Below are 16,967 nucleotides of genomic sequence, written 5' to 3'. Positions count from 1 at the left end.
GTCAGAGACTCATCTCGGACTCGATAACACCGGACGTGAGCAGGTACATCGCTCCGCACCACACGCTCGGCGACGACCGCGGAGCCTCCCGCGTATGGCAGCAAACGATGGAAGCTCACAAGGCGATGCTCGACGAGCTGAGGGACCACGTCGATCCGGGGTATCTGACGGGGTTCGCTCGCCTCGACCTGGATCCCCGCCGAGTCCCGTCCATCCAGGAGATCAGCCGCCGCGTAGAGGAAATCGGGTGGATGGCGATCTGCGTGGACGGCTATGTCCCATCGCGCGTATACGCCACTCTCCTCGCGAGGAGAGTGTTTCCGATCGCCACCTTCATGCGCAGCGAGCACCACATCGATCACGCGCCGGCGCCCGACTTCGTGCACGACGTGCTGGGACACCTGCCGATGTTGTTCTGCGCAGCGTACCGCACCTACCTGCAACGCCTCGCGCAGATGATGATCGTGGCCGGAGGAAACGACCACGACCGCTGGCTCTACGAGGCGAACCGGCAGATGTCCACGCTGATGAGCCAGTCGGCGTCGCCGGAGGAGATCGCTTTGGCAGAGGCGTCGGCCCGCCGCGCCGGGATCGCCGCGAGCGCGAATCCCTCGGAGCAGACCGAGCTCAACCGAATCTTCTTATGGAGCGTCGAGTTCGGCCTCATCGGCACGGCCGACGAGTTCCGGCTGTTCGGCGCAGCGCTGCTCTCGTCGCACCGAGAGGGCCGCCTCGCGTGTAGGGGCGACGCGCAGATCCGCCCGTACTCGATGGATGTCATCGGATATGACATCGAGTTTTCCAGCATGCAATCCATGTATTTCGTCGCCAGCGACTACGACGTCTTCCACCATGTCCTCACCGGCTACGAGTCCCGCATGGCGTCCCGACGCTCGACGGAGCACCTGTGATGCTACCTCGAATCCTGGAACCAGAAGCGATGGACACCGAGGAGGACGCCGCCGAGTACGCGACGATCTCCAATGACGTCGTCAACGAGGCGTTCGCGCGGCGCGCCGTCGAACTCGCCCCCGCCCAGGGCCGGCTGATCGACATCGGCACCGGGCCCGGCGACATCGCGATCCGCATCGCCGAGCTGTCGAGCCTCGACGTCACGGCGATCGACCTGGCCGAGGCGATGCTCGCGATCGCGCGGCGGCGCGCTGGTGCGTCGCCTGCGCGGCACCGCATCCACGTCGCGCGCGGCGACGCGAAGGCCACGGGGTTCCCCGAGCGCGCCTTCGACGCCGTGGTGTCGAACAGCCTGGCTCATCACCTGGCGGACCCGACCATCTTGTTCGCAGAGGCGCAGCGCGTGGGCAGGCGAGGCGCGGCCATCCTGATCAAGGATCTGCTGCGACCGACCACCCTCAGGGACCTCGATGCCCTCGTCGAGCGCTATGCCGGCGGCGACACGGCCTACCAGCGCGCGCTGTTCCGGAACTCGCTTCACGCAGCGCTGACGCTGGACGAGGTCCGCGCCTGCTGCCGAAGCGCAGGGCTCGCTGAGGTCGACATCGCCCAGGTGTCCGATCGCCACTGGGTGGTCGAGCGGGCCTCCAGCCCTGAGCGGATCCAGAGCAGGGCTCGCCCGCGTCTGGTGAGGCCACCCGAATGAAATGGGCCGCCAAGAACGCCGAGAGCACCCAGGTGGCTCATCTCGGCGCACCTGGTGCGCTCGTATCACGCTCGTCTGAGCACCGCTCTGATGCAACAAGGAGAGCCTAAACGTGACCAGTGCAATTGAAATGCGTAGCGAGGATACAGCTCTTTTACCGGCGACACACATCGTCGACGAATACGAGGCGCGGGACGTCTCGGCGCACCCGCTGTTCGTGTCGCTCAGGGAGAACCCCGTCGATCTGCGGGCGATCTGGTTTTTGGTGGCGAACACCCATGCCGGCATCTCCCCTCATTTCGTCCGCTGGCTCGCCCAGACGATCGCCCGCATCGACGATCGCCGCATCGCCTCGCTCATGGCGAAGCAGTTGAACGACGAGCTGGGGAACGGCGATTGCAAGAAGATCCACAGTGATCTCCTGGATCGGTTCGTGACTGGCCTCGATGGTTGGCGTCCGAGGGACGTCCGAGGCGACGTGCTCAGGCCCGGAAAACGCCTCGGCGAGCGATCCACGGCCCTGTTCGAGGCTGCAGATCCCTACGAGGCCGTGGGCGCGCTGATCGTCGCAGAGATCTTCGCGAAGAAGATGGATCGCTGCCTGGGCGACGAGATCCGACGCCAGAATGCGATCTCGTCGGACGCGCTCGCCTGGCTGGCCATTCACGAGGTGCTCGAGGTCGATCACGCCGAGGATTCCGGCGTGCTCGCGGCGCTGGTCACGGAGCGCGGCCCATCGCTCGAAGCCACATGGCGCGGAGCGATCGCGCAATGGGCCGCGCTGTGGGAGTTCCTCGACGGCGTGGCTGCGCTGGCTCTTACCCGCAAGGCCACTCAGGCGCATGATCATGGAGGTGAATGAGGTGGCTTGGAACCGGACTGGGCTGACCGTGCTCGTCACGGGGGCGAGCGGGTGGCAGGGCGGCGCTGTCGCTCGAACCCTCCTCGCCAGAGGGCACCATGTGCGTGCGTTCACGAGGAGAGCCGATGGCCCCCAGGTCTCGCAGCTCCGCCAGCTCGGTGCGGAGCTCACGCTAGGGTCCTTCGACGATCAGGGGTCGATCGAGCGCGCTGCAGCAGGTTGTGACGCCGTGTTCGCGATGGCCCCGTCCGAGGCGGGGGCCGGCCTGGAGATCCGGCAGGCGCGCGCGGTGCTCGATGCCGCCAAGGCCGCCAGGGTCGGGCACGTCGTCTACTCGTCCGTCGCGAGCGCCGATCGTGGCACGGGCGTGCCGCTCTTCGACAGCAAGTTCCAGGTGGAGGGGCACCTGCGCTCGCTCGACGTTCCCTTCACTATCATCGGCCCGGCGTTCTTCATGGAGAACTTCTTGCGCGTCTTTCTCCTGCCCGGCCTCTGCGAGGGCAGGCTCCTCATCGCCATGTCAGGGACGCGGACGCTCCAGCAGATCGCGGTCGCCGACATCGCCGTGTTCACCGCCCTGGTGCTCGAGCAACGCGAGCCGTTCCTCGGCGCGCGAATCGACATCGCCTCGGACGAGGTCTGCGCGCTGGACGCAGCGGAGGCGATCACCCGCGCGTCCGGCAAGAAGATCCAGTACGTGGAGCTCCCGCTCGACGCCGTGCGCGCGGGCAGCGAGGCCATGGCGAGCATGTTCTCGTGGTACGAGCGCGCCGGCTTCTCGGCCGACATCGTCCGGCTCCGGCGCGATTACCCCGAAGTCGGGTGGCATTCGTTCTCGACGTGGGCGGCGGAGCAGAACTGGACGGTGCTCGACACCTGAAGCACGGCGACGCGAAAGGGCCTTATTCTCGGGCCCCCTGGATCGAGAGATCCGCTCGCCCGGGAGCTCGCGACGCCGATCTTGCCGAGCGCCGACGGGATGCTCGTCATGCCGCTCGTCGACGCGCTCGATCCCGAACGGGCGAGCCAGACCATCAAGGCCTTGCTGGCGCGCCGTCGCCGGGCGGTCGCCCAGGGCCCCCGACGAATCGACCGCTCGCCTGTCACCTTCTGGCGCCTCTGCCGTAGAGGAGGGTGAGCCCCGCGATGAGCTTCCTCTGGCCCTCCCGCGATGACCACCTCTGCGAGCTGATCGAGGCGTCCCGGCGCGGCGATCGCGGCGCGTTCCGGGCGCTCTACCAGGAGCTGTACGACCCGGTGGCGCGCTTCGTTTCGCGACGCGTGGGCCGGCGGGAGGACGCGGAGGATCTCGTCGCGCGGGTCTTCCACAGGCTGCTGGAGCGGCTGGGAGAGTTCGACCGGCGCAAGGGGACGCCGCGGATGTTCGTGCTGGCCATGGCCAGGAACCTGGTCATCGACCACGCGCGGGCGGCGCGGCACGAGGCGCCGATCGACGATCTCGCGGGCGTGCTCGCGGACGAGGCGGGGACGCCGCTCGACGCGCTCGTGCGGGGCGAGGAGCTCCGCGCGGTCAGGGACGCGCTGGAGGCGCTCGGGGCGGAGGCGAGGGAGGTGCTGGCGCTGCGGTACGGCGACGGGCTGAAACACCAGGAGATCGCGGAGCTGCTCGGGCTCCGCGCGGACGCGGTGAAGCAGCGGGCGTCGCGGGCGCTGCGCGAGCTCAAGGCGCGGCTCGAGGCGCGCGCCGAGCAGGACGCGGGCGAGTCCCGCGGAGAGGGTGTTTCCAATGCTGGGCTTTGAGGTGCGACGAAAGCTGCGCCGGCTGTTCGGGGAGCCGGCGCCGCTCAGGCCAGAACACGCGCGCGAGCTCGAAGGCGAGCTGATGGCGGCGTTCGGGCAGCTCTACCCCGAGCAGGAGGTGGTCCCGATGAAGCGGCTCTGGTTGCGCAAGGCGCTGGTGGTGGCGGCGGCGGCAGCGGTGTGCGGGGCGGCGGCGTGCGTGGCGCCCGCGGACGTGGAGGTGCCCGTGGGACGGAGCATCAGCATCCAGGTGGCGGACGGCGCGGAGCTGCCCGAGCCCGAGGCGCTCATGGCGGCCGTGCGCGGCGAGGGGAAGACGGAGCGGAGGGCGCGCGTCCTGGTGCGGGGGCGGCGCGGCGGCGGGGCGACGACGCTGACGCTCGATGTGTGGGGCGACGAGGTGCCGGAGGGCGACGTGGCCGAGCGGATCCGGGCGGCGTTCCCGGCGCTCGCCGGCGCGGAGATCCGGGAGGACGTGCTGGCGGGGACCGTGCGCGGGACGCTGGGAGCAAAGCTCGGGCACGAGCTGCTCGATCTGGACGTGCTCGACAAGGACGACGTGGAGGCGGCGCGGCGGCAGGTGATGGAGCAGCTCGCGGCGCAAGGGGTCGATGGGAAGGTCGACGTGCAGATCGAGGGAGACGGAGAGAAGCGGAAGGTGAAGGTGCAGATCAAGCTGGAGGGCCCCCCGCAGGACGAGGCGGAGACGGCACCTCCGCCGTAGCCGAACGAGGCGGAGGGGGCGTCCGCGGAGCTCCGCAGCGCGCGAGGCGATGCGCTCGTCGCCTGATGAAGGCGGAGAGGAGAAGACGGCGCCGCCTCACGCTTGCTCGGGCACGCCCCCCGGGACGCGCGCGGGCAGCGGGAGCTCGACGCCCTCGGACAGGTTGCCCTTGCCGGGGACGTGGTTGATCTCGAGCCGGATGCCGTCCGGATCCTCGAACACGATCGAGTAGTAGCCTGCCGCCCACGCACCGTCCTGCGGCGCGTGCACGAGCTTGCCGCCGAGCGCGGCCAGCGTGCTCTCGAAGAACTCGTGGAATGCGTCGATATCCTCGCGGCTGCGGGCGCGGAAGCACAGGTGGTGCAGCCCGGGCTTGTACTGGTGAAAGCGGGCGCCGGCGTGCTCCGGGTTCACGGGGCGAATCAACAGGCCGGTCTTGCCGCCGATGTAATAAAGTGTTGGTCGTTCGTCCTCGCTGCCCGGATCGTCGTACTGGCACTGCATCTCGAAGTGCTCGCACAGCGCCCGGTAGAACGCGCGGCTGCGCGGGAAGTCCGTGACCGAGAGCTGGATGTGGGCGATTCCGGCGAGGTTCATGGCGATCACGGTAGCCCAGCTCCGGCCGGCCGAGCGCTCTTCGTGGGAACGCCCTCCTCTTTCGCCGTCCCATTCCTGCTCCCTGGCGTCGTCCGGAGTGTCCGCGGGAGCGGGGAAGGCCAATCCAGTTGCGGCGCCCCAGATCGTGTGGCTAGAAGGCGGCGAACGATCCCCGGCGGAGAAGCAAGAACGAGATGCGAATTCCCAGCAGCCTGATGTCTCTGGCCGACGAAGGGCTCATCGAGGAGGTCGTGCGCCCGCTGATGAGCGGCAAGGAAGCGGAGGTCTTCCTGGTGCGCTCCGGCGGCGAGCTTCGGGTGGCCAAGGTCTACAAAGAGGCGCACGACCGGACCTTCAAGAACCGGGCGGAGTACACGGAGGGGCGCAAGGTGCGCAACAGCCGCGATCAGCGCGCGATCAACAAGCGCTCGCGCCATGGTCGTGCGCAGGACGAAGCCGCCTGGAGATCGACCGAGGTGGACATGATCTTCCGCCTGCACAGCGCGGGGGTGCGCGTCCCGATACCTCACCATTTCATCGACGGTGTGCTGATCATGGAGCTCATCACCGGCGCCGACGGCAGCCCGGCCCCGCGGCTCGCCGAGGTGCGCCTGAACCCCGACGAGGCGGTGAGGGTCTTCGACCGACTGCTGGAAGAAGCGGTCCGGATGCTGAGCGCCGGGGTCGTGCACGGCGATCTGTCCGACTTCAACGTGCTGATGGGGGCGGACGGGCCGGTCGTCATCGATTTCCCGCAGGCGGTGGACGCTTCCAGCAATCAGAACGCGCGAAAGCTGCTGCTGCGCGACGTCGACAACCTCCAGCGCTTCCTCTCTCGGTTCGCTCCCAACCGACAGCCCCGCCCTTACGCGCAGGAGATGTGGGAGCTCTACGCCTGCAGCCAGCTCACGCCCGAGACGCGGCTGAGCGGCCGTTTCCGGGCGTCTTCGAGGCGGGTCGATACCGAGGCGGTCCTGGGGCTCATCAGCGACGCCAACCGCGACGAGCGCCGCCGCCGTGAGGCGCAGGGGCGGAGCATGCGGGGCGTATCGTCCCCGCCTCGCGAGGTCGAGGTGGTGATTCTACCGAGCGGCCCACGAGACCGCGCGCGCCGGAACGCGCAGGGAGCACAGGCGGGCAGCGCGGCGATCACGCGCCCAGCGCAGGCGGGTAGCGCGGCGATCACGCGCCGGGCTTGACGTCTCCGTCCGAGCTCCCGGAGGGCGCGTCCGGCGTGGCGTCCGCGCTGCCGGCCGGCGCCTCCCCCGACCGTGCCTTCTGCTCCACGAGAAAGAGGACCACATCCACCGCGCCTCCCACGGCGCGGTTGACGAGGCGGATCGCCCCGTGGACGCCGGACAGCGTCGTATCGTGGATGAGCCGGATCCCCCTCACGGGCGCCTTGATCGGGGGGATCTGCTCCAGCAGGTCGAAGGGCAGCTTCGCCGCGTGCTTCTGGAGGCGCTCCACGCGCCGGGAGCCGTGGTCGACCGCGTCCTCTACCAGGTCCTTCAAGCCGCGCCACCGGTCCATCACACCGCCTCCTCGCACCACGCGCGGATCTGCGCGTAGACGCCCGGGTCGTGAGCCAGGCGCAGGTGCCCGAGCGACGGCATGATCCGCGCGTGCTCTTGAGGGAAGGGCGAGCACCGGTCCTCGGCGACCGCCCGCCCCGTGGCGCTCCGCAGCGAGACCATCGCGTCCCCGAACAGGAGGGAGAGCCTCGGGTCGGCCGTGAGCGCGCCGGCGATGAGATGATGGCGAATGTGGGGGAGCAGGGGCACGGGATGGCGGCGATTCTGGAGCAGGGCGTTCGCGCTGGCGCCCTCCCAGTCCTCGCGGCGGAGATTGGCATACGCCAGGTCTTTCATCCCGCCGCTGCGGAGGTCGACGATGTCGGCGATGAGCTTCGTGTACGGATTGTCGATGCTCGCGAGCGCCCACGTGACCACGTTGCCAAAGCGCTCCAGCGGGGCGCCGAGGTGCGGTGTGCCGAGATAGAAGGCCCGCTTGACGAGGGGCAGCCACCGTCGATCCTTGTCGCTCGCCGTGTGCGCGGCGCTGCGCGCGACGAGGCCGCCCATGCTGTGGCCGATGAGGGCGAGCTCCTCCACGGCAACAGGATAGGCGCAGACGAGCTGTTCGAGGAGGGCATCCAGGGCCTCGCCGTTCTCAGAGACACGGAGGCCGCTGTTGTACCGCACGTAAAACGGCGTGTAGCCGAGGTCGCGCGCAAGGAGCGATCCGTACGTCTCGCCGTCCGGCATCGTCCAGACTTCCTCGGTGCTCATCAGCCCGTGCACGAGCACGACGACGCGGGGCATGGCCTGGGCAGAGGCGGCCGCGGGAAATGCCCTGGCCATCGGCACGGGGTGCCCGTCCCGGACGAGCTGCATCGCGGTCGCGAGTCCGTTGCTGGTCCGCTTCAGGTAGTCGCCGAGGACGCCGTTGAGCACCCCGACGACCCGCTCCAGGTGGTTTCCCATGCGACGACCCGGCCGCATTCTGGCACGGATCGGCGCCGGGGGCGACGCCGGGCCCCGCAGCGCCGGACGGTGGCCCTCGGTGGCCGACATGCTGGGCGTGACGCTCCCGCCGCCGCTCGATCCCGAGCAGACCGACGGATCCGCGACGCGAACCGGCGGCGTCGCTGAGCTCAGACGCGGTCTTCCCTGAAAAACCCGCGCAGGGATCGCGCGACGAGCTCGGGGCTCCCTCCCCGATCGGCGTTCCAGGGAGCCTCGTGACCGACGCCTTCGAGCTCTGTCCGCTGGCCCCTGGGGAGGATCGTCTCCAGCGCATCGAGGGCGTTCTTCAGGTACCTTGGGCTCTTCGTGCCTCCGAGCAGGAGGATCTCGGCGTCGACGGCCTTGAACGAGGTGATGCGTCCTCCCCTGTCGACGACCATCTTGAAATCGAAGCGCATCGCCGGGAGCAGCTCGCGCACCGGCGCGTACTGCCCCGAGCCCCTCCTGTCGTCCAGGCGGAGAAATCCCCTCGTCGCCAGCGCGAGCAGCGGGCGCGGGACCGCGGCGAGGAACCCCGGGGTGAGACGCACGATGTGGCTCACCGTGACGAGCGCCGAGGCCAGCTGCCCGCGGCGGATCTCGTCGTTGAAGCGAACGATCTCATCGAGGGGCACTCCCTCGAGATAAAATGGGGGCTCGTAGACCGCCGCCTTGCGGACGGAGGGCAAAGCGCGCGCGGCCTCGAGCGTGATGATCGCTCCCGAGCTGAGCCCGAACACGAGCTCTGCGCCGCTTCGTGAGAGGAGGCCATCGAGATCTTCGACCTCTCTCTCGATGGAGTGCCCGGCGTCGTACTCCCGCGGGCTCATGCCCCGCCCCCGCCGGTCAGGGAGGTAGACCGTGAAGTCGTTGGCCAGGGCCCTCGCGAGCTGGTCGTAGTTGGCGGCGGTCCCCATCGCGCCTTGCACCAGGATGACGCCGGGACCTCGGCCGATCCGGCGGTAGCCGATCGTGGTGCCGTCCCTGGAGGTCACGGCGCCCGTCGCGTAGGGTTCTTTCGATGTCGAAGAGCGGCCCTCTCGGCCGCCTCGTGCTTCCGTCACCATCGCGCGCTCCTTCCCGGCCCTTTGTGACACGGCGGCCGATGAACCAGGCTTGCGCAGCGCCGGCGAGGACTCCTCGTCCCGCCTGCCCCGCGCAGCATCCATCCATGGGCTCCTAGCTGCTCAGCTGCTTCATCTGCGCGAGCATCTGATCGACCGGCTTGCTGAGCTGCTTGAGGATGAAGCCCGGCGCGATGCGGCTCATGAGCTTGGAGACGTTCGCGAAGCCGACGCGGATCTCCGGGCGGTCTCTCTCGAGCCCCTTCAGGGTCTCGTCGACGAGCTTCGCGACGCTCATGAGCGGCGTGCCCCGGAGCTCGTCGGCGAACGTGTGGTTCAGGGGCGTGTCCACCGCCGGAGGTGCCAGCTCGAAGACCCTGACGTTCGTCTGCTTGAGCTGGACGCGCAGCGACTGCGTGAACGAGTGGATCCCCGCCTTCGCCGCGCCGTAGATCGGGGCGATCGGGTAAGGGTTGAAGGCGAGCCCCGACGACACGTTGACGATCGCCGCGCGTGCCTGGGCCTTGAGGTGCGGGAGAAACTGCATCACCATCCGGATCGAGCCGCTCAGGTTGATCTCGATCTCCTCCGTGATGCCCTGGAGATCGGCCCCGAAGGTCTGCAGGTTGACCTTGCGCATGATCCCTGCGTTGTTGATGAGGACGTTCATCGCGGGGAAGTCCTTCATCACGCGCTCGTGGAGGGCCGCGATCGCGTGGGGGTCTCGCACGTCGCTCTGGAGGGTCCGTAGCCCAGGCAGCCTCCGCCGCGCGGCGTCGAGCGCGCCTTGGTCGCGGCCTGTCACGATGACCGTGTTGCCGCGGCGGAGGAGCTGCGACGCGAGCTCGAAGCCGATGCCGCCGCTTCCACCGGTGATGAGGATGGTGTTGCCTTGGAGTTTCATGATTGGACCTCTTCTTCGAGCTCCGAGGGAGCGTTCACGCGTTCGACGCCTCCGCCGGCGCCGCGACCCACGGAAAGGAGTACGGCGGAGCAAACAGAAATGCTAATGGATAGTCGTGATGGAGAACATAAACCATGGTTATGGTCGCGATCTCGACCTGAACCTGCTCCGCGTGTTCGTGGTGGTCGCGGAGGAAGGGAGCCTCACGCGCGCTGCGTCGCGCCTCTACGTGACGCAGCCGGCCGTGAGCGCCTCGATGCGGAGGCTCGCGACCTTCGTCGGCGCAGAGCTCATCACCCGTCAGGGTCGCGGCGTCGCGCTGACGACGCGCGGCGCCGAGCTGCTCGCGGCGGCGCGCGCGCACCTCACGCCGCTCATCGCTGCCGCGACGGCGGCGCCGCGCTTCGATCCGAAGCTCTCGACCGCCACGATCCGGTTCGGGCTCGCCGACGGGCTCGAGTCCGTGATCCTCCCGAGGTTGATAGCAGAGCTCCGCGCCGAGGCGCCGCGCATGCAGTTCATCGTGCTGCCCGTGCAATTTCGGACCGTCGAGGAGAGCCTGCTCTCGAGCAAGATCGACTTCGCCGTCACCGTGGCGGACGAGCTGCCGAAATCCATCCTCCGCCAGCCGCTCACCGCGCACCCGAGCGGGCCGAAGGCGTTCGTTTGCCTGTACGACGCGCGCTTCACCAGGCTCCCACGCCCGCTCACCGAGCGCGCTTACTTCACCCAGGAGCATATCGTCGTCTCGTATGCCGGCGACACGCGAGGCGTCGTGGAAGACGCGCTGGGCAAAGCCAGGACGGTCCGCGTCTCCGTGCACTCCTTCGGCTACATCGCGGACCTCATCGAGGGCTCTCCCCTCGTGGCCACGGTGCCGTCGTTGCTCGCTGGCCACCTCATCCGGGCGCGGCCGCATCTGCGCGCGGTCCCCGTGCCGTTCTCTCTCGAGGGCGCGCAGCTCGAGCTCTTGTGGTCGCGCGCCACCGACGACGATCCGGCGGGGCGGTTCATCCGCGACGTCGTGGCGAACGTCGTCGGATCGCTGGAGGCGAAGAGCGCAAAGCCGCTCGCCCGCTCCGGCGCGGTGAATCGCGCGCGGTGAGCATCGAGCCCGGCTGCCGCCGCCAGGAACGCCGCGCCGATCGCCTCCCCCGCCTCGTCAGCGACGACGACGACGTAGACCTGGCGCTCCCGAGGATCATACAAGGCGGGGAGGCGGGAAGCGAGAGACGGCAAGAGGGAGAAATTCATTTCTTCTTTCTCCCCGCCTCCCCGCCTCCCTGTGAAAATTCTCCGGGTTTCAACGTGATCGGTATTCTGGGAGACGTGTGAAGATCGCCCGCTGGGCGCCTGACTACACGCAGCGTGTTGTTCGTGGCTATCTGCCCGACAGGGCCTTCGCCAGCCGCTCGGCCAGGTCGCCCCTCGGCTCCACCCGCACGCGCTCCAGCCCCAGCCACGCGGCCATGGTCCGCAGCTCGCCCGCCAGTCGCTCCGGCGTCTGCGCGCCCGCCCAGGGCTCGCCGTGGCTTGCCTGCACGAGCAGCACGCCCGCCTTGCGATCGGCCTTCAGGTCCACCCGCGCGGTGATCGCGTCGCCCTCGAGGAACGGCAGCACGTAGTAGCCGTGGGTCCGCTTCGCCGCGGGGGTGTAGATCTCGAGCCGCACCCGCACGCCGAACATCCGCTCGGTGCGCTCGCGGAACCAGATCAGGTTGTCGAAGGGCGAGACGAGGGCGCAGGCCTCGATCCGCCGCGGCCGCCGGGCGGCCGGATCGAGGAAGGCCGGCTCCCGCCAGCCCTTCACGCTCACGGGGCTCAGCTCACCGGCTTCGACTAGCTCGGTGACCCGCGCCTTCGTCTCGGCGACCCCCATGCGGAAATGGTCCCGCAGGTCCCGCTCGGTCGCCACGCCGAGGGCCCGGGCGGCGATGCGGATCAGCGCGCGCTGGGCATCCTCGCGCGCGGGCGTCGGCACCTCGATCACCGCCCTGGGCAGCACCTTCTCCGGCAGGCCATACACCCTCTCGAAGGTCCCCCGCCGGGTGGCAGTCGTCAGCTCGCCGCTCCAGAACAGGCACTCTGCCGCCCGCTTGGCGTCGCTCCAGCCCCACCAGCCGCCCGGCCCCTTCTTGCCGATCTCGAGCTCGGAGGCGGCCAGCGGCCCGCGCTCGCGGATCTGCTCCAGCGCCCGGTCCGCCATCGGCCGATGCTCGCGCAGGAAGCGCGCCACGCCCTTCCAGACGCCCACCCCGTCGCGCGCGTCGGCCATCCGCCAGCGCAGCAGCGGCTGGGTGGCGAGCGGCAGCAGCGACGCCTCGTGCGCCCAGTACTCGAACAGCGGCCGCTTGCTCGCCCACGCGAGCTCCTCCAGCATCGGCCGCGGATAGGCCCCGAGCCGCGAGAAGGCCGGCAGGTAATGGGTGCGCGAGACGACGTTGACGCTGTCGATCTGCACCACGCCCAGCCGCTCGATCAGCCGGGTCAACTGCTGCTTCGTCGTCGCCGGCCCGAGGCGCTCCGCCCCGAAGCCCTGCGCCGCCAGCGCGATGCGCCGGGCCTCCGCCGCCGACAGGGTGTCCTTCATCCGCGCCTTCCGTCCGCTCGAGCCCGAACCCTAGCTGGCCGTGCTCGCTTGGCAACCGATCATCGACACCCTCCCGACATCCGATCCCGGTGCGTTCGTCCGCGTTCCGCTGGAGCTCGGTTCATCGCTCGGCGGCCCACCCGTATACCGGGTGACGAGGCAGGGTCGCCCGAGGTACACTGCGTCTCATGAAGCTCGCCATCGACCTGTCGCCCGCGCAAGCCGACCGCCTCCAGGAACGCGCAAAGAGCCTCGGCTTGCAGCCGGAAGAGCTCGCGCGAGCCGCCGTGGCGGATCTGCTGACGACGCCGGACGACGAGTTTCATGCTGCAGCCGAGGTTGTCCTCGCGAAGAACGAAGAGCTGTACAGGCGGCTCGCCTGAGCGTGCGTTACTTGACCTTGGCGGAGGTCTTCTTCCTCCACGAGCGGGTTGTTGCGGCGAGCGGTGGCGCCGCAGGCGTTCGCGACCTCCACGCCGTCGAGGCAGCTGTGGCCCAGCCGAAGGCGACCTTCGGGGGTGAGGAGCTCTATCCTACCGTGCTCGCCAAGGCAGCGACTCTCTGCTTCTCGCTCGTGCAAGGCCACCCATTCATCGACGGCAACAAGCGTGTCGGTCATGCGGCGATGGAAGTCTTCCTCGTGCTGAACGGCTACTCCCTTGATGCCCATGTCGATGATCAAGAGCGCATCATGCTCTCGCTTGCTTCCGGCGCGCTCTCACGAGACCAGCTGCTCGCCTGGCTCGAACAGCATGTCGGGCGGCGGGAACCCTCCCTCTAACAGGAGTGTACGCACGCAGGCCGTCGGATGGAGTGGCCTACAGCGCGACGCGGCCACGGCGGCCCGAGACGAGAGTCAGATCCTGTGAAGAGGCGGCCGACTGTCCCGCCGGTGACGGCCGCGGTGGTGACGGGCGACACGTCCAAGGGCACGAGCGGCTTCACTCTGCCGGTTCGTTCGAGCTGAGCATCACCCCGGGTTGACCTGCTGACACGGCCAGACGCGCGCGGCCATCACCCGCGGTTCACGCGGCGGCCCGCTCGATGAGGTCGGCGGCGATGGCCGTTCCATCCACCGCCACGGCGCCTGCGCTCGCCGCCGCGCGGGCGGCGACCCCGTGGTCGAGGGCGCCCTCCAGCGCGGCCAGAAGGGACTCCGCGCTCAGCGCTGCACGGGCCACGGACGTCCCGAGCCCGAGCGCCCGGACGCGCGAGGCCCAGTAGGGCTGATCGGCGAACATCGGGACGATCACCTGCGGGACGCCCGCACGCGCCGCCGTCGTTGTCGTGCCCGCCCCGCCGTGGTGCACCACCGCGGCGACCCTCGGGAACAGCGCCTGCTGGTTGACGTCGCCGATCGCGATGCTGTCGGGGGCGTCGTCGATGAGACCGAGCTCGGCCCACCCCTGCGACAGCACGACCCGGCGCCCCGCAGCCCGCACGGCCTCGATGACGACACGGCCCGTCTGCGGGTCGACAGGCATGCTTCCGAAGCCGACGTAGACGGGCGGCTCGCCGGCGGCGAGGAACGCTTCCAGCTCGGGGACGAGCGGCGCCTGGTCGGGAAGGAGCCAGGCTCCCGTCTGCGTGACCTGCAGGCCGGGCGTCGCCGGCAGCGGCCCAAGGACCGAGTCCGCCGCGAGCCACGGCGCCTTGCCCAGGACGTGGCTGAAGACGTCGCTCAGCGGACCCAGGCCAAGGCGCTCTCGATTGGCGTTGAGCCGATCGAGGAGGCGCTCGTTCCAGCTCCGCGATTCATCCTGCCAGCGCCGGAGGTTGGATTCCGGGTCGCCCCCGGGCTCCCCGCCGGGCGCATGGTCCGGCGACGGCAGGGCCACCGGCGCGTACACGGCGACCACGGACGGGATGCCCAGCCGCTCCGCGATGGACCGCGCGGCGTACTGGTGCGCTCCGCCGGCCACGATCACGTCGCATCCCTCGGCCGCCGACGCTGTCGCGTCGAACTGGTCTCTCGCGAGGTGCTCGACCAGCGCGCGGACCTGCTCCGGCGTCGGCGGGGCGGCCGGCGCAGCGGCACCGCTCGGTTGCCGCATCGCGATGCCGATCGGGGTCGCCGTGAAGCCCATACCGCCCACCCAATCGATGAAGTTCGGCGGAACGCACAGCCTCACATCGTGCCCCCGGCGCCGCATCTCGACGGCCAGGGCCACCACGGGCTGCACATCACCGCGAGTCCCCACTCCCGTCAGCAATACCCGCATCGTCTCTCTCCCTTCCACCACGCGGGCCGCGTGGATGACGGAGGCGACGATGGCACCGGAGACGCGTTTTTTCATCGTATCAACGCCAGAGTTCCGGTATACATGCTGAGACGGGAGGCAGGGCGAGACGCCCCTACCACGGATCATCCGTTCAGGCCCAGACGGCCGGAGCCTCCTGGAGCTGAGTCGGCTCGTCGAGCCGTGTGAGCGGAAGGTGCTCTCCTGCTTGGTGAGGGAGCAGGTGAATCCTTATGTGCCCGACAAGGCGATGGCCGATCTCGGCAGGGCTGCGAACGGGCTCGGCCTCGGCGCCCGCGGGGCGCGGAATGCATCTTGAACCGCCCTGATCCATGGGCGACGAGGCTGCGCATCCCGGTGACGCAGCGGGGGCCGCGGCGCTCCCGCTGAGCGAGGCGACGAGCGAAGCAGGCGTGGGCGGGCGCCCTGTCGATGCATGGCTCGAGGAGCTCTTGTCCCGCGCGGTGCGCCGCTACAACCGGCGGCTTCGCCCAGCGATCATCGCGGCGTCGACCGGCGTGACGGAGGCGACCGACGCGCGCGCGGTCATCCGGCGCGCCTGCATCCGCTCGGCGCTCGCGGGCGGCGCGACCGGGGCGCTCTCGACCGGCGCGGCCGTGGCCACGGCCGAGACGAACGGGCTCGGCGGGCTCGTCGCGATCCCTGCGGCCATGCTCGCGATGGGCGCAGAGACGGTGCTCCGGCTGCTCCTGCACGTGCAGATGCTCTGCGAGCTCGCGGATCTCTTCGGGCTCCGGTTCGATCCGGACGAGCCGGCCGACGTGTGGGCGCTGCTCGCCCTCGCGTTCGGCGCCGTGGAGCACCCCCAGGACACCGACGATCCAGCGGGCGCGCTCGTGCGCTCGGCGCGCGGGCGCGGCTCGGATGTGGCGAAGCAGCTCGCGGCGCGGCTCGCCGGCGAGAGCGTGGCGCGCAACCTGGTGCCCGTGCTCTCGGTCGCCTCGTCGTCGATCACGAGCTGGGTGGTCACCCGGCGCCTCGGGGATACCGCGCGTCGATACCTGCGTTACCGGCGCGCGCTCGACGAGGCGCTCTGCGACGAGACGCTGCGCCCGCACCTCGATCGGCTGTTCGACGGGCTCTGGTTCATCTTCACCGCCGACGGCCGCCTCACCCCGGAGGAGTCCGCGCTGCTCGCGGCCGTGCTGCGGCGGCTGCCGGCCCCGGCGCGCGCTGGCCTGAACGAGCGCCTCGCCGACGACATCACCTGGATCGAGCGCCTCCGCGGCGTGCCGGAGGGCGCGCGCGCCCCGCTGCTGCGCGCGCTCGAGATCGCGGCGGCCGTGGACAAGGTCGCGTCGCTGCGGGAGCGGAAGCTCCTCGTCCACGCCGCGGCGGCGCTCGGCCTCCGCGTCGACGAGGGCGGGCTCGCTCGGATGATCCGAGAGTTCGAGGAGATCGGCACCCTCGGCGTGGCCGCATAGCGCGGGCCGTGGCGCGCCGGCCAGGGATCACGAGAGGGCGGGTCGGCCCTTCAGAAAGACGCCGACGAGGACGCCGAGGTATGCGCCGGCATGGAGCCCCCAGCAGACAAGGTATCTCGTGGCGGCGCCGCGGGACCACACACCGAGGCTCGCCTCGCGCACGCCGAACGGGTCGAGCACCGCCATGACGGCCGGGCAGAGCGCGAGCGCGGCGGCGAGCGCCGCCATCATCCTGACCAGCCAGGCGCGCCACGAGAACCGGTCGCTTCGCGCGGAGCGGAGGAGGCCGACGCCCGTGACGAGGGCGCCGAGCGGCAGACCTCCCCGGAACCCCGTCCAGGCGACCGCGAGCCGGAACGGCAAGCTCGACGCGGCGAGGCCCTTGCCCTCGAGGAAATACTCCGGGGAGATCGTGGCGGTGACCTGATCGAAGAGCGCGCCACAGGCGCCCGCGGCCAGCGCGCCAGCGAGGATGGCCAGGTACTCGCGAAGACGGGAGGGCGAGGCAGGTGGGCTAGGCCGCACGACGCCCACGATACGACGAGCGGAGGCGAACGCGGCAAGCATGCCGGGCGATTGATCTCGGCCGACAGAGCGCTTCCCGCGCGGAAGCCCGCGGTGGGCAGGAACAAACGAGCAGAGATATTCCAATGCA

At 69.9% G+C, this 16,967-nt stretch carries 20 protein-coding genes; 12 read left to right on the top strand and 8 right to left on the bottom strand.

The genetic code is table 11. The annotated features are described in order from the left end of the window. Positions 1–107: 107 nt before the first annotated feature. From WMF44_RS47935 to WMF44_RS47905, 7 genes are all read left to right on the top strand, one after another. Positions 108–911, top strand: a complete 804-nt coding sequence (locus WMF44_RS47935; RefSeq protein ID WP_437296741.1) for a hypothetical protein — start codon at positions 108–110, stop codon at positions 909–911. Beyond that, the gene (locus tag WMF44_RS47930) at positions 911–1,618 is read left to right on the top strand and encodes a class I SAM-dependent methyltransferase (RefSeq protein WP_437296740.1); all 708 of its coding nucleotides are present in this window, start codon (positions 911–913) and stop codon (positions 1,616–1,618) included. Before WMF44_RS47935 ends, WMF44_RS47930 begins: the two co-directional genes overlap by 1 nt. A gap of 112 nt (positions 1,619–1,730) precedes the next feature. Then, positions 1,731–2,480 carry an iron-containing redox enzyme family protein gene (locus WMF44_RS47925; protein WP_437296739.1) on the top strand — a complete coding sequence of 250 codons (750 nt, stop codon included), beginning with the start codon at positions 1,731–1,733 and terminating at the stop codon, positions 2,478–2,480. After that, positions 2,473–3,360 carry an NmrA/HSCARG family protein gene (locus WMF44_RS47920; protein ID WP_437296738.1) on the top strand — a complete coding sequence of 296 codons (888 nt, stop codon included), beginning with the start codon at positions 2,473–2,475 and terminating at the stop codon, positions 3,358–3,360. Before WMF44_RS47925 ends, WMF44_RS47920 begins: the two co-directional genes overlap by 8 nt. Before the next feature lie 108 nt (positions 3,361–3,468). Further along, positions 3,469–3,618: a hypothetical protein gene (locus tag WMF44_RS47915; RefSeq protein WP_437296737.1), complete on the top strand. Its 150-nt coding sequence runs from the start codon at positions 3,469–3,471 to the stop codon at positions 3,616–3,618. An 8-nt stretch (positions 3,619–3,626) separates the two neighbouring features. Beyond that, entirely contained in the window at positions 3,627–4,241 is a 615-nt protein-coding gene (locus WMF44_RS47910; RefSeq protein WP_437296736.1) for an RNA polymerase sigma factor, read from the top strand. Continuing rightward, positions 4,228–4,965, top strand: coding sequence for a hypothetical protein (locus WMF44_RS47905; RefSeq protein WP_437296735.1), 738 nt, complete (start codon positions 4,228–4,230; stop codon positions 4,963–4,965). The genes WMF44_RS47910 and WMF44_RS47905 overlap by 14 nt, the downstream gene beginning before the upstream one ends. A gap of 96 nt (positions 4,966–5,061) precedes the next feature. Here WMF44_RS47905 and WMF44_RS47900 read toward each other — a convergent pair whose 3' ends face one another. Then, the gene (locus WMF44_RS47900) at positions 5,062–5,562 is read right to left on the bottom strand and encodes a VOC family protein (protein ID WP_437296734.1); all 501 of its coding nucleotides are present in this window, start codon (positions 5,560–5,562) and stop codon (positions 5,062–5,064) included. A gap of 194 nt (positions 5,563–5,756) precedes the next feature. Here WMF44_RS47900 and WMF44_RS47895 point away from each other — a divergent pair, with 194 nt between their 5' ends. After that, positions 5,757–6,761 (top strand): PA4780 family RIO1-like protein kinase, encoded by a 1,005-nt coding sequence (locus WMF44_RS47895; RefSeq protein ID WP_437296733.1) that lies wholly within the window; start codon positions 5,757–5,759, stop codon positions 6,759–6,761. Here the strand turns inward: WMF44_RS47895 and WMF44_RS47890 are convergent. From WMF44_RS47890 to WMF44_RS47875, 4 genes are all read right to left on the bottom strand, one after another. After that, a complete protein-coding gene (locus tag WMF44_RS47890) occupies positions 6,745–7,095 on the bottom strand; it encodes a hypothetical protein (protein WP_437296732.1) in 351 nt (116 codons plus the stop codon). The two genes, WMF44_RS47895 and WMF44_RS47890, sit on opposite strands and share 17 nt — an antisense overlap. Further along, positions 7,095–8,048 carry an alpha/beta fold hydrolase gene (locus tag WMF44_RS47885; RefSeq protein ID WP_437296731.1) on the bottom strand — a complete coding sequence of 318 codons (954 nt, stop codon included), beginning with the start codon at positions 8,046–8,048 and terminating at the stop codon, positions 7,095–7,097. The genes WMF44_RS47890 and WMF44_RS47885 overlap by 1 nt, the downstream gene beginning before the upstream one ends. 170 nt (positions 8,049–8,218) lie before the next feature. Beyond that, positions 8,219–9,064: an alpha/beta fold hydrolase gene (locus WMF44_RS47880; protein ID WP_437296730.1), complete on the bottom strand. Its 846-nt coding sequence runs from the start codon at positions 9,062–9,064 to the stop codon at positions 8,219–8,221. 184 nt (positions 9,065–9,248) lie between these two features. Further along, complete coding sequence (locus tag WMF44_RS47875; protein WP_437296729.1) at positions 9,249–10,037, bottom strand: SDR family oxidoreductase; 789 nt, start codon at positions 10,035–10,037, stop codon at positions 9,249–9,251. A gap of 118 nt (positions 10,038–10,155) precedes the next feature. Between WMF44_RS47875 and WMF44_RS47870 the strand changes: the two genes are divergently transcribed. Further along, a complete protein-coding gene (locus WMF44_RS47870) occupies positions 10,156–11,142 on the top strand; it encodes a LysR family transcriptional regulator (RefSeq protein WP_437296728.1) in 987 nt (328 codons plus the stop codon). A gap of 276 nt (positions 11,143–11,418) precedes the next feature. Here the strand turns inward: WMF44_RS47870 and WMF44_RS47865 are convergent, their stop codons facing one another. Then, positions 11,419–12,627 carry a winged helix-turn-helix domain-containing protein gene (locus WMF44_RS47865; protein ID WP_437296727.1) on the bottom strand — a complete coding sequence of 403 codons (1,209 nt, stop codon included), beginning with the start codon at positions 12,625–12,627 and terminating at the stop codon, positions 11,419–11,421. Positions 12,628–12,815: 188 nt separating this feature from the next. Here WMF44_RS47865 and WMF44_RS47860 point away from each other — a divergent pair, with 188 nt between their 5' ends. Both WMF44_RS47860 and WMF44_RS47855 read left to right on the top strand, forming a co-directional pair. Next, the gene (locus WMF44_RS47860; protein ID WP_437296726.1) at positions 12,816–13,010 is read left to right on the top strand and encodes a DNA-binding protein; all 195 of its coding nucleotides are present in this window, start codon (positions 12,816–12,818) and stop codon (positions 13,008–13,010) included. Between the two features lie 2 nt (positions 13,011–13,012). Then, entirely contained in the window at positions 13,013–13,408 is a 396-nt protein-coding gene (locus WMF44_RS47855; RefSeq protein WP_437296725.1) for a type II toxin-antitoxin system death-on-curing family toxin, read from the top strand. A 244-nt stretch (positions 13,409–13,652) separates the two neighbouring features. Here WMF44_RS47855 and WMF44_RS47850 read toward each other — a convergent pair whose 3' ends face one another. Further along, positions 13,653–14,849: a glycosyltransferase gene (locus WMF44_RS47850; protein ID WP_437301691.1), complete on the bottom strand. Its 1,197-nt coding sequence runs from the start codon at positions 14,847–14,849 to the stop codon at positions 13,653–13,655. A gap of 350 nt (positions 14,850–15,199) precedes the next feature. On the opposite strand from WMF44_RS47850, the gene WMF44_RS47845 reads away from it, so the two are divergent. Continuing rightward, on the top strand, positions 15,200–16,312 hold the full coding sequence (locus WMF44_RS47845) for a hypothetical protein (protein ID WP_437296724.1): 1,113 nt from the start codon (positions 15,200–15,202) through the stop codon (positions 16,310–16,312). Between the two features lie 27 nt (positions 16,313–16,339). On the opposite strand, the gene WMF44_RS47840 is transcribed toward WMF44_RS47845, so the two are convergent. Continuing rightward, positions 16,340–16,837 carry a hypothetical protein gene (locus tag WMF44_RS47840; RefSeq protein WP_437296723.1) on the bottom strand — a complete coding sequence of 166 codons (498 nt, stop codon included), beginning with the start codon at positions 16,835–16,837 and terminating at the stop codon, positions 16,340–16,342. Between the last annotated feature and the right edge of the window lie 130 nt (positions 16,838–16,967).

The organism is Sorangium sp. So ce426 (assembly GCF_051475585.1).
Lineage (GTDB): Bacteria > Myxococcota_A > Polyangia > Polyangiales > Polyangiaceae > Sorangium > Sorangium cellulosum_B.
Note: the sequence above shows the minus strand (reverse complement) of the source record. Positions and strands in the feature narration are given on the sequence as shown.

What these genes read in the sequence shown, in the direction of transcription:
- WMF44_RS47870 (WP_437296728.1), top strand. Translation starts at nt 10,156, where the DNA reads ATGGAGAACATAAACCATGGTTATGGTCGCGATCTCGACCTGAACCTG.
- WMF44_RS47895 (WP_437296733.1), top strand. Translation starts at nt 5,757, where the DNA reads ATGCGAATTCCCAGCAGCCTGATGTCTCTGGCCGACGAAGGGCTCATC.
- WMF44_RS47850 (WP_437301691.1), bottom strand. Translation starts at nt 14,849, where the DNA reads ATGCGGGTATTGCTGACGGGAGTGGGGACTCGCGGTGATGTGCAGCCC.
- WMF44_RS47890 (WP_437296732.1), bottom strand. Translation starts at nt 7,095, where the DNA reads ATGGACCGGTGGCGCGGCTTGAAGGACCTGGTAGAGGACGCGGTCGAC.
- WMF44_RS47935 (WP_437296741.1), top strand. Translation starts at nt 108, where the DNA reads ATGGAAGCTCACAAGGCGATGCTCGACGAGCTGAGGGACCACGTCGAT.
- WMF44_RS47865 (WP_437296727.1), bottom strand. Translation starts at nt 12,627, where the DNA reads ATGAAGGACACCCTGTCGGCGGCGGAGGCCCGGCGCATCGCGCTGGCG.
- WMF44_RS47875 (WP_437296729.1), bottom strand. Translation starts at nt 10,037, where the DNA reads ATGAAACTCCAAGGCAACACCATCCTCATCACCGGTGGAAGCGGCGGC.
- WMF44_RS47915 (WP_437296737.1), top strand. Translation starts at nt 3,469, where the DNA reads ATGCCGCTCGTCGACGCGCTCGATCCCGAACGGGCGAGCCAGACCATC.
- WMF44_RS47900 (WP_437296734.1), bottom strand. Translation starts at nt 5,562, where the DNA reads ATGAACCTCGCCGGAATCGCCCACATCCAGCTCTCGGTCACGGACTTC.
- WMF44_RS47905 (WP_437296735.1), top strand. Translation starts at nt 4,228, where the DNA reads ATGCTGGGCTTTGAGGTGCGACGAAAGCTGCGCCGGCTGTTCGGGGAG.
- WMF44_RS47885 (WP_437296731.1), bottom strand. Translation starts at nt 8,048, where the DNA reads ATGGGAAACCACCTGGAGCGGGTCGTCGGGGTGCTCAACGGCGTCCTC.
- WMF44_RS47860 (WP_437296726.1), top strand. Translation starts at nt 12,816, where the DNA reads ATGAAGCTCGCCATCGACCTGTCGCCCGCGCAAGCCGACCGCCTCCAG.
- WMF44_RS47845 (WP_437296724.1), top strand. Translation starts at nt 15,200, where the DNA reads ATGGGCGACGAGGCTGCGCATCCCGGTGACGCAGCGGGGGCCGCGGCG.
- WMF44_RS47910 (WP_437296736.1), top strand. Translation starts at nt 3,627, where the DNA reads ATGAGCTTCCTCTGGCCCTCCCGCGATGACCACCTCTGCGAGCTGATC.
- WMF44_RS47930 (WP_437296740.1), top strand. Translation starts at nt 911, where the DNA reads ATGCTACCTCGAATCCTGGAACCAGAAGCGATGGACACCGAGGAGGAC.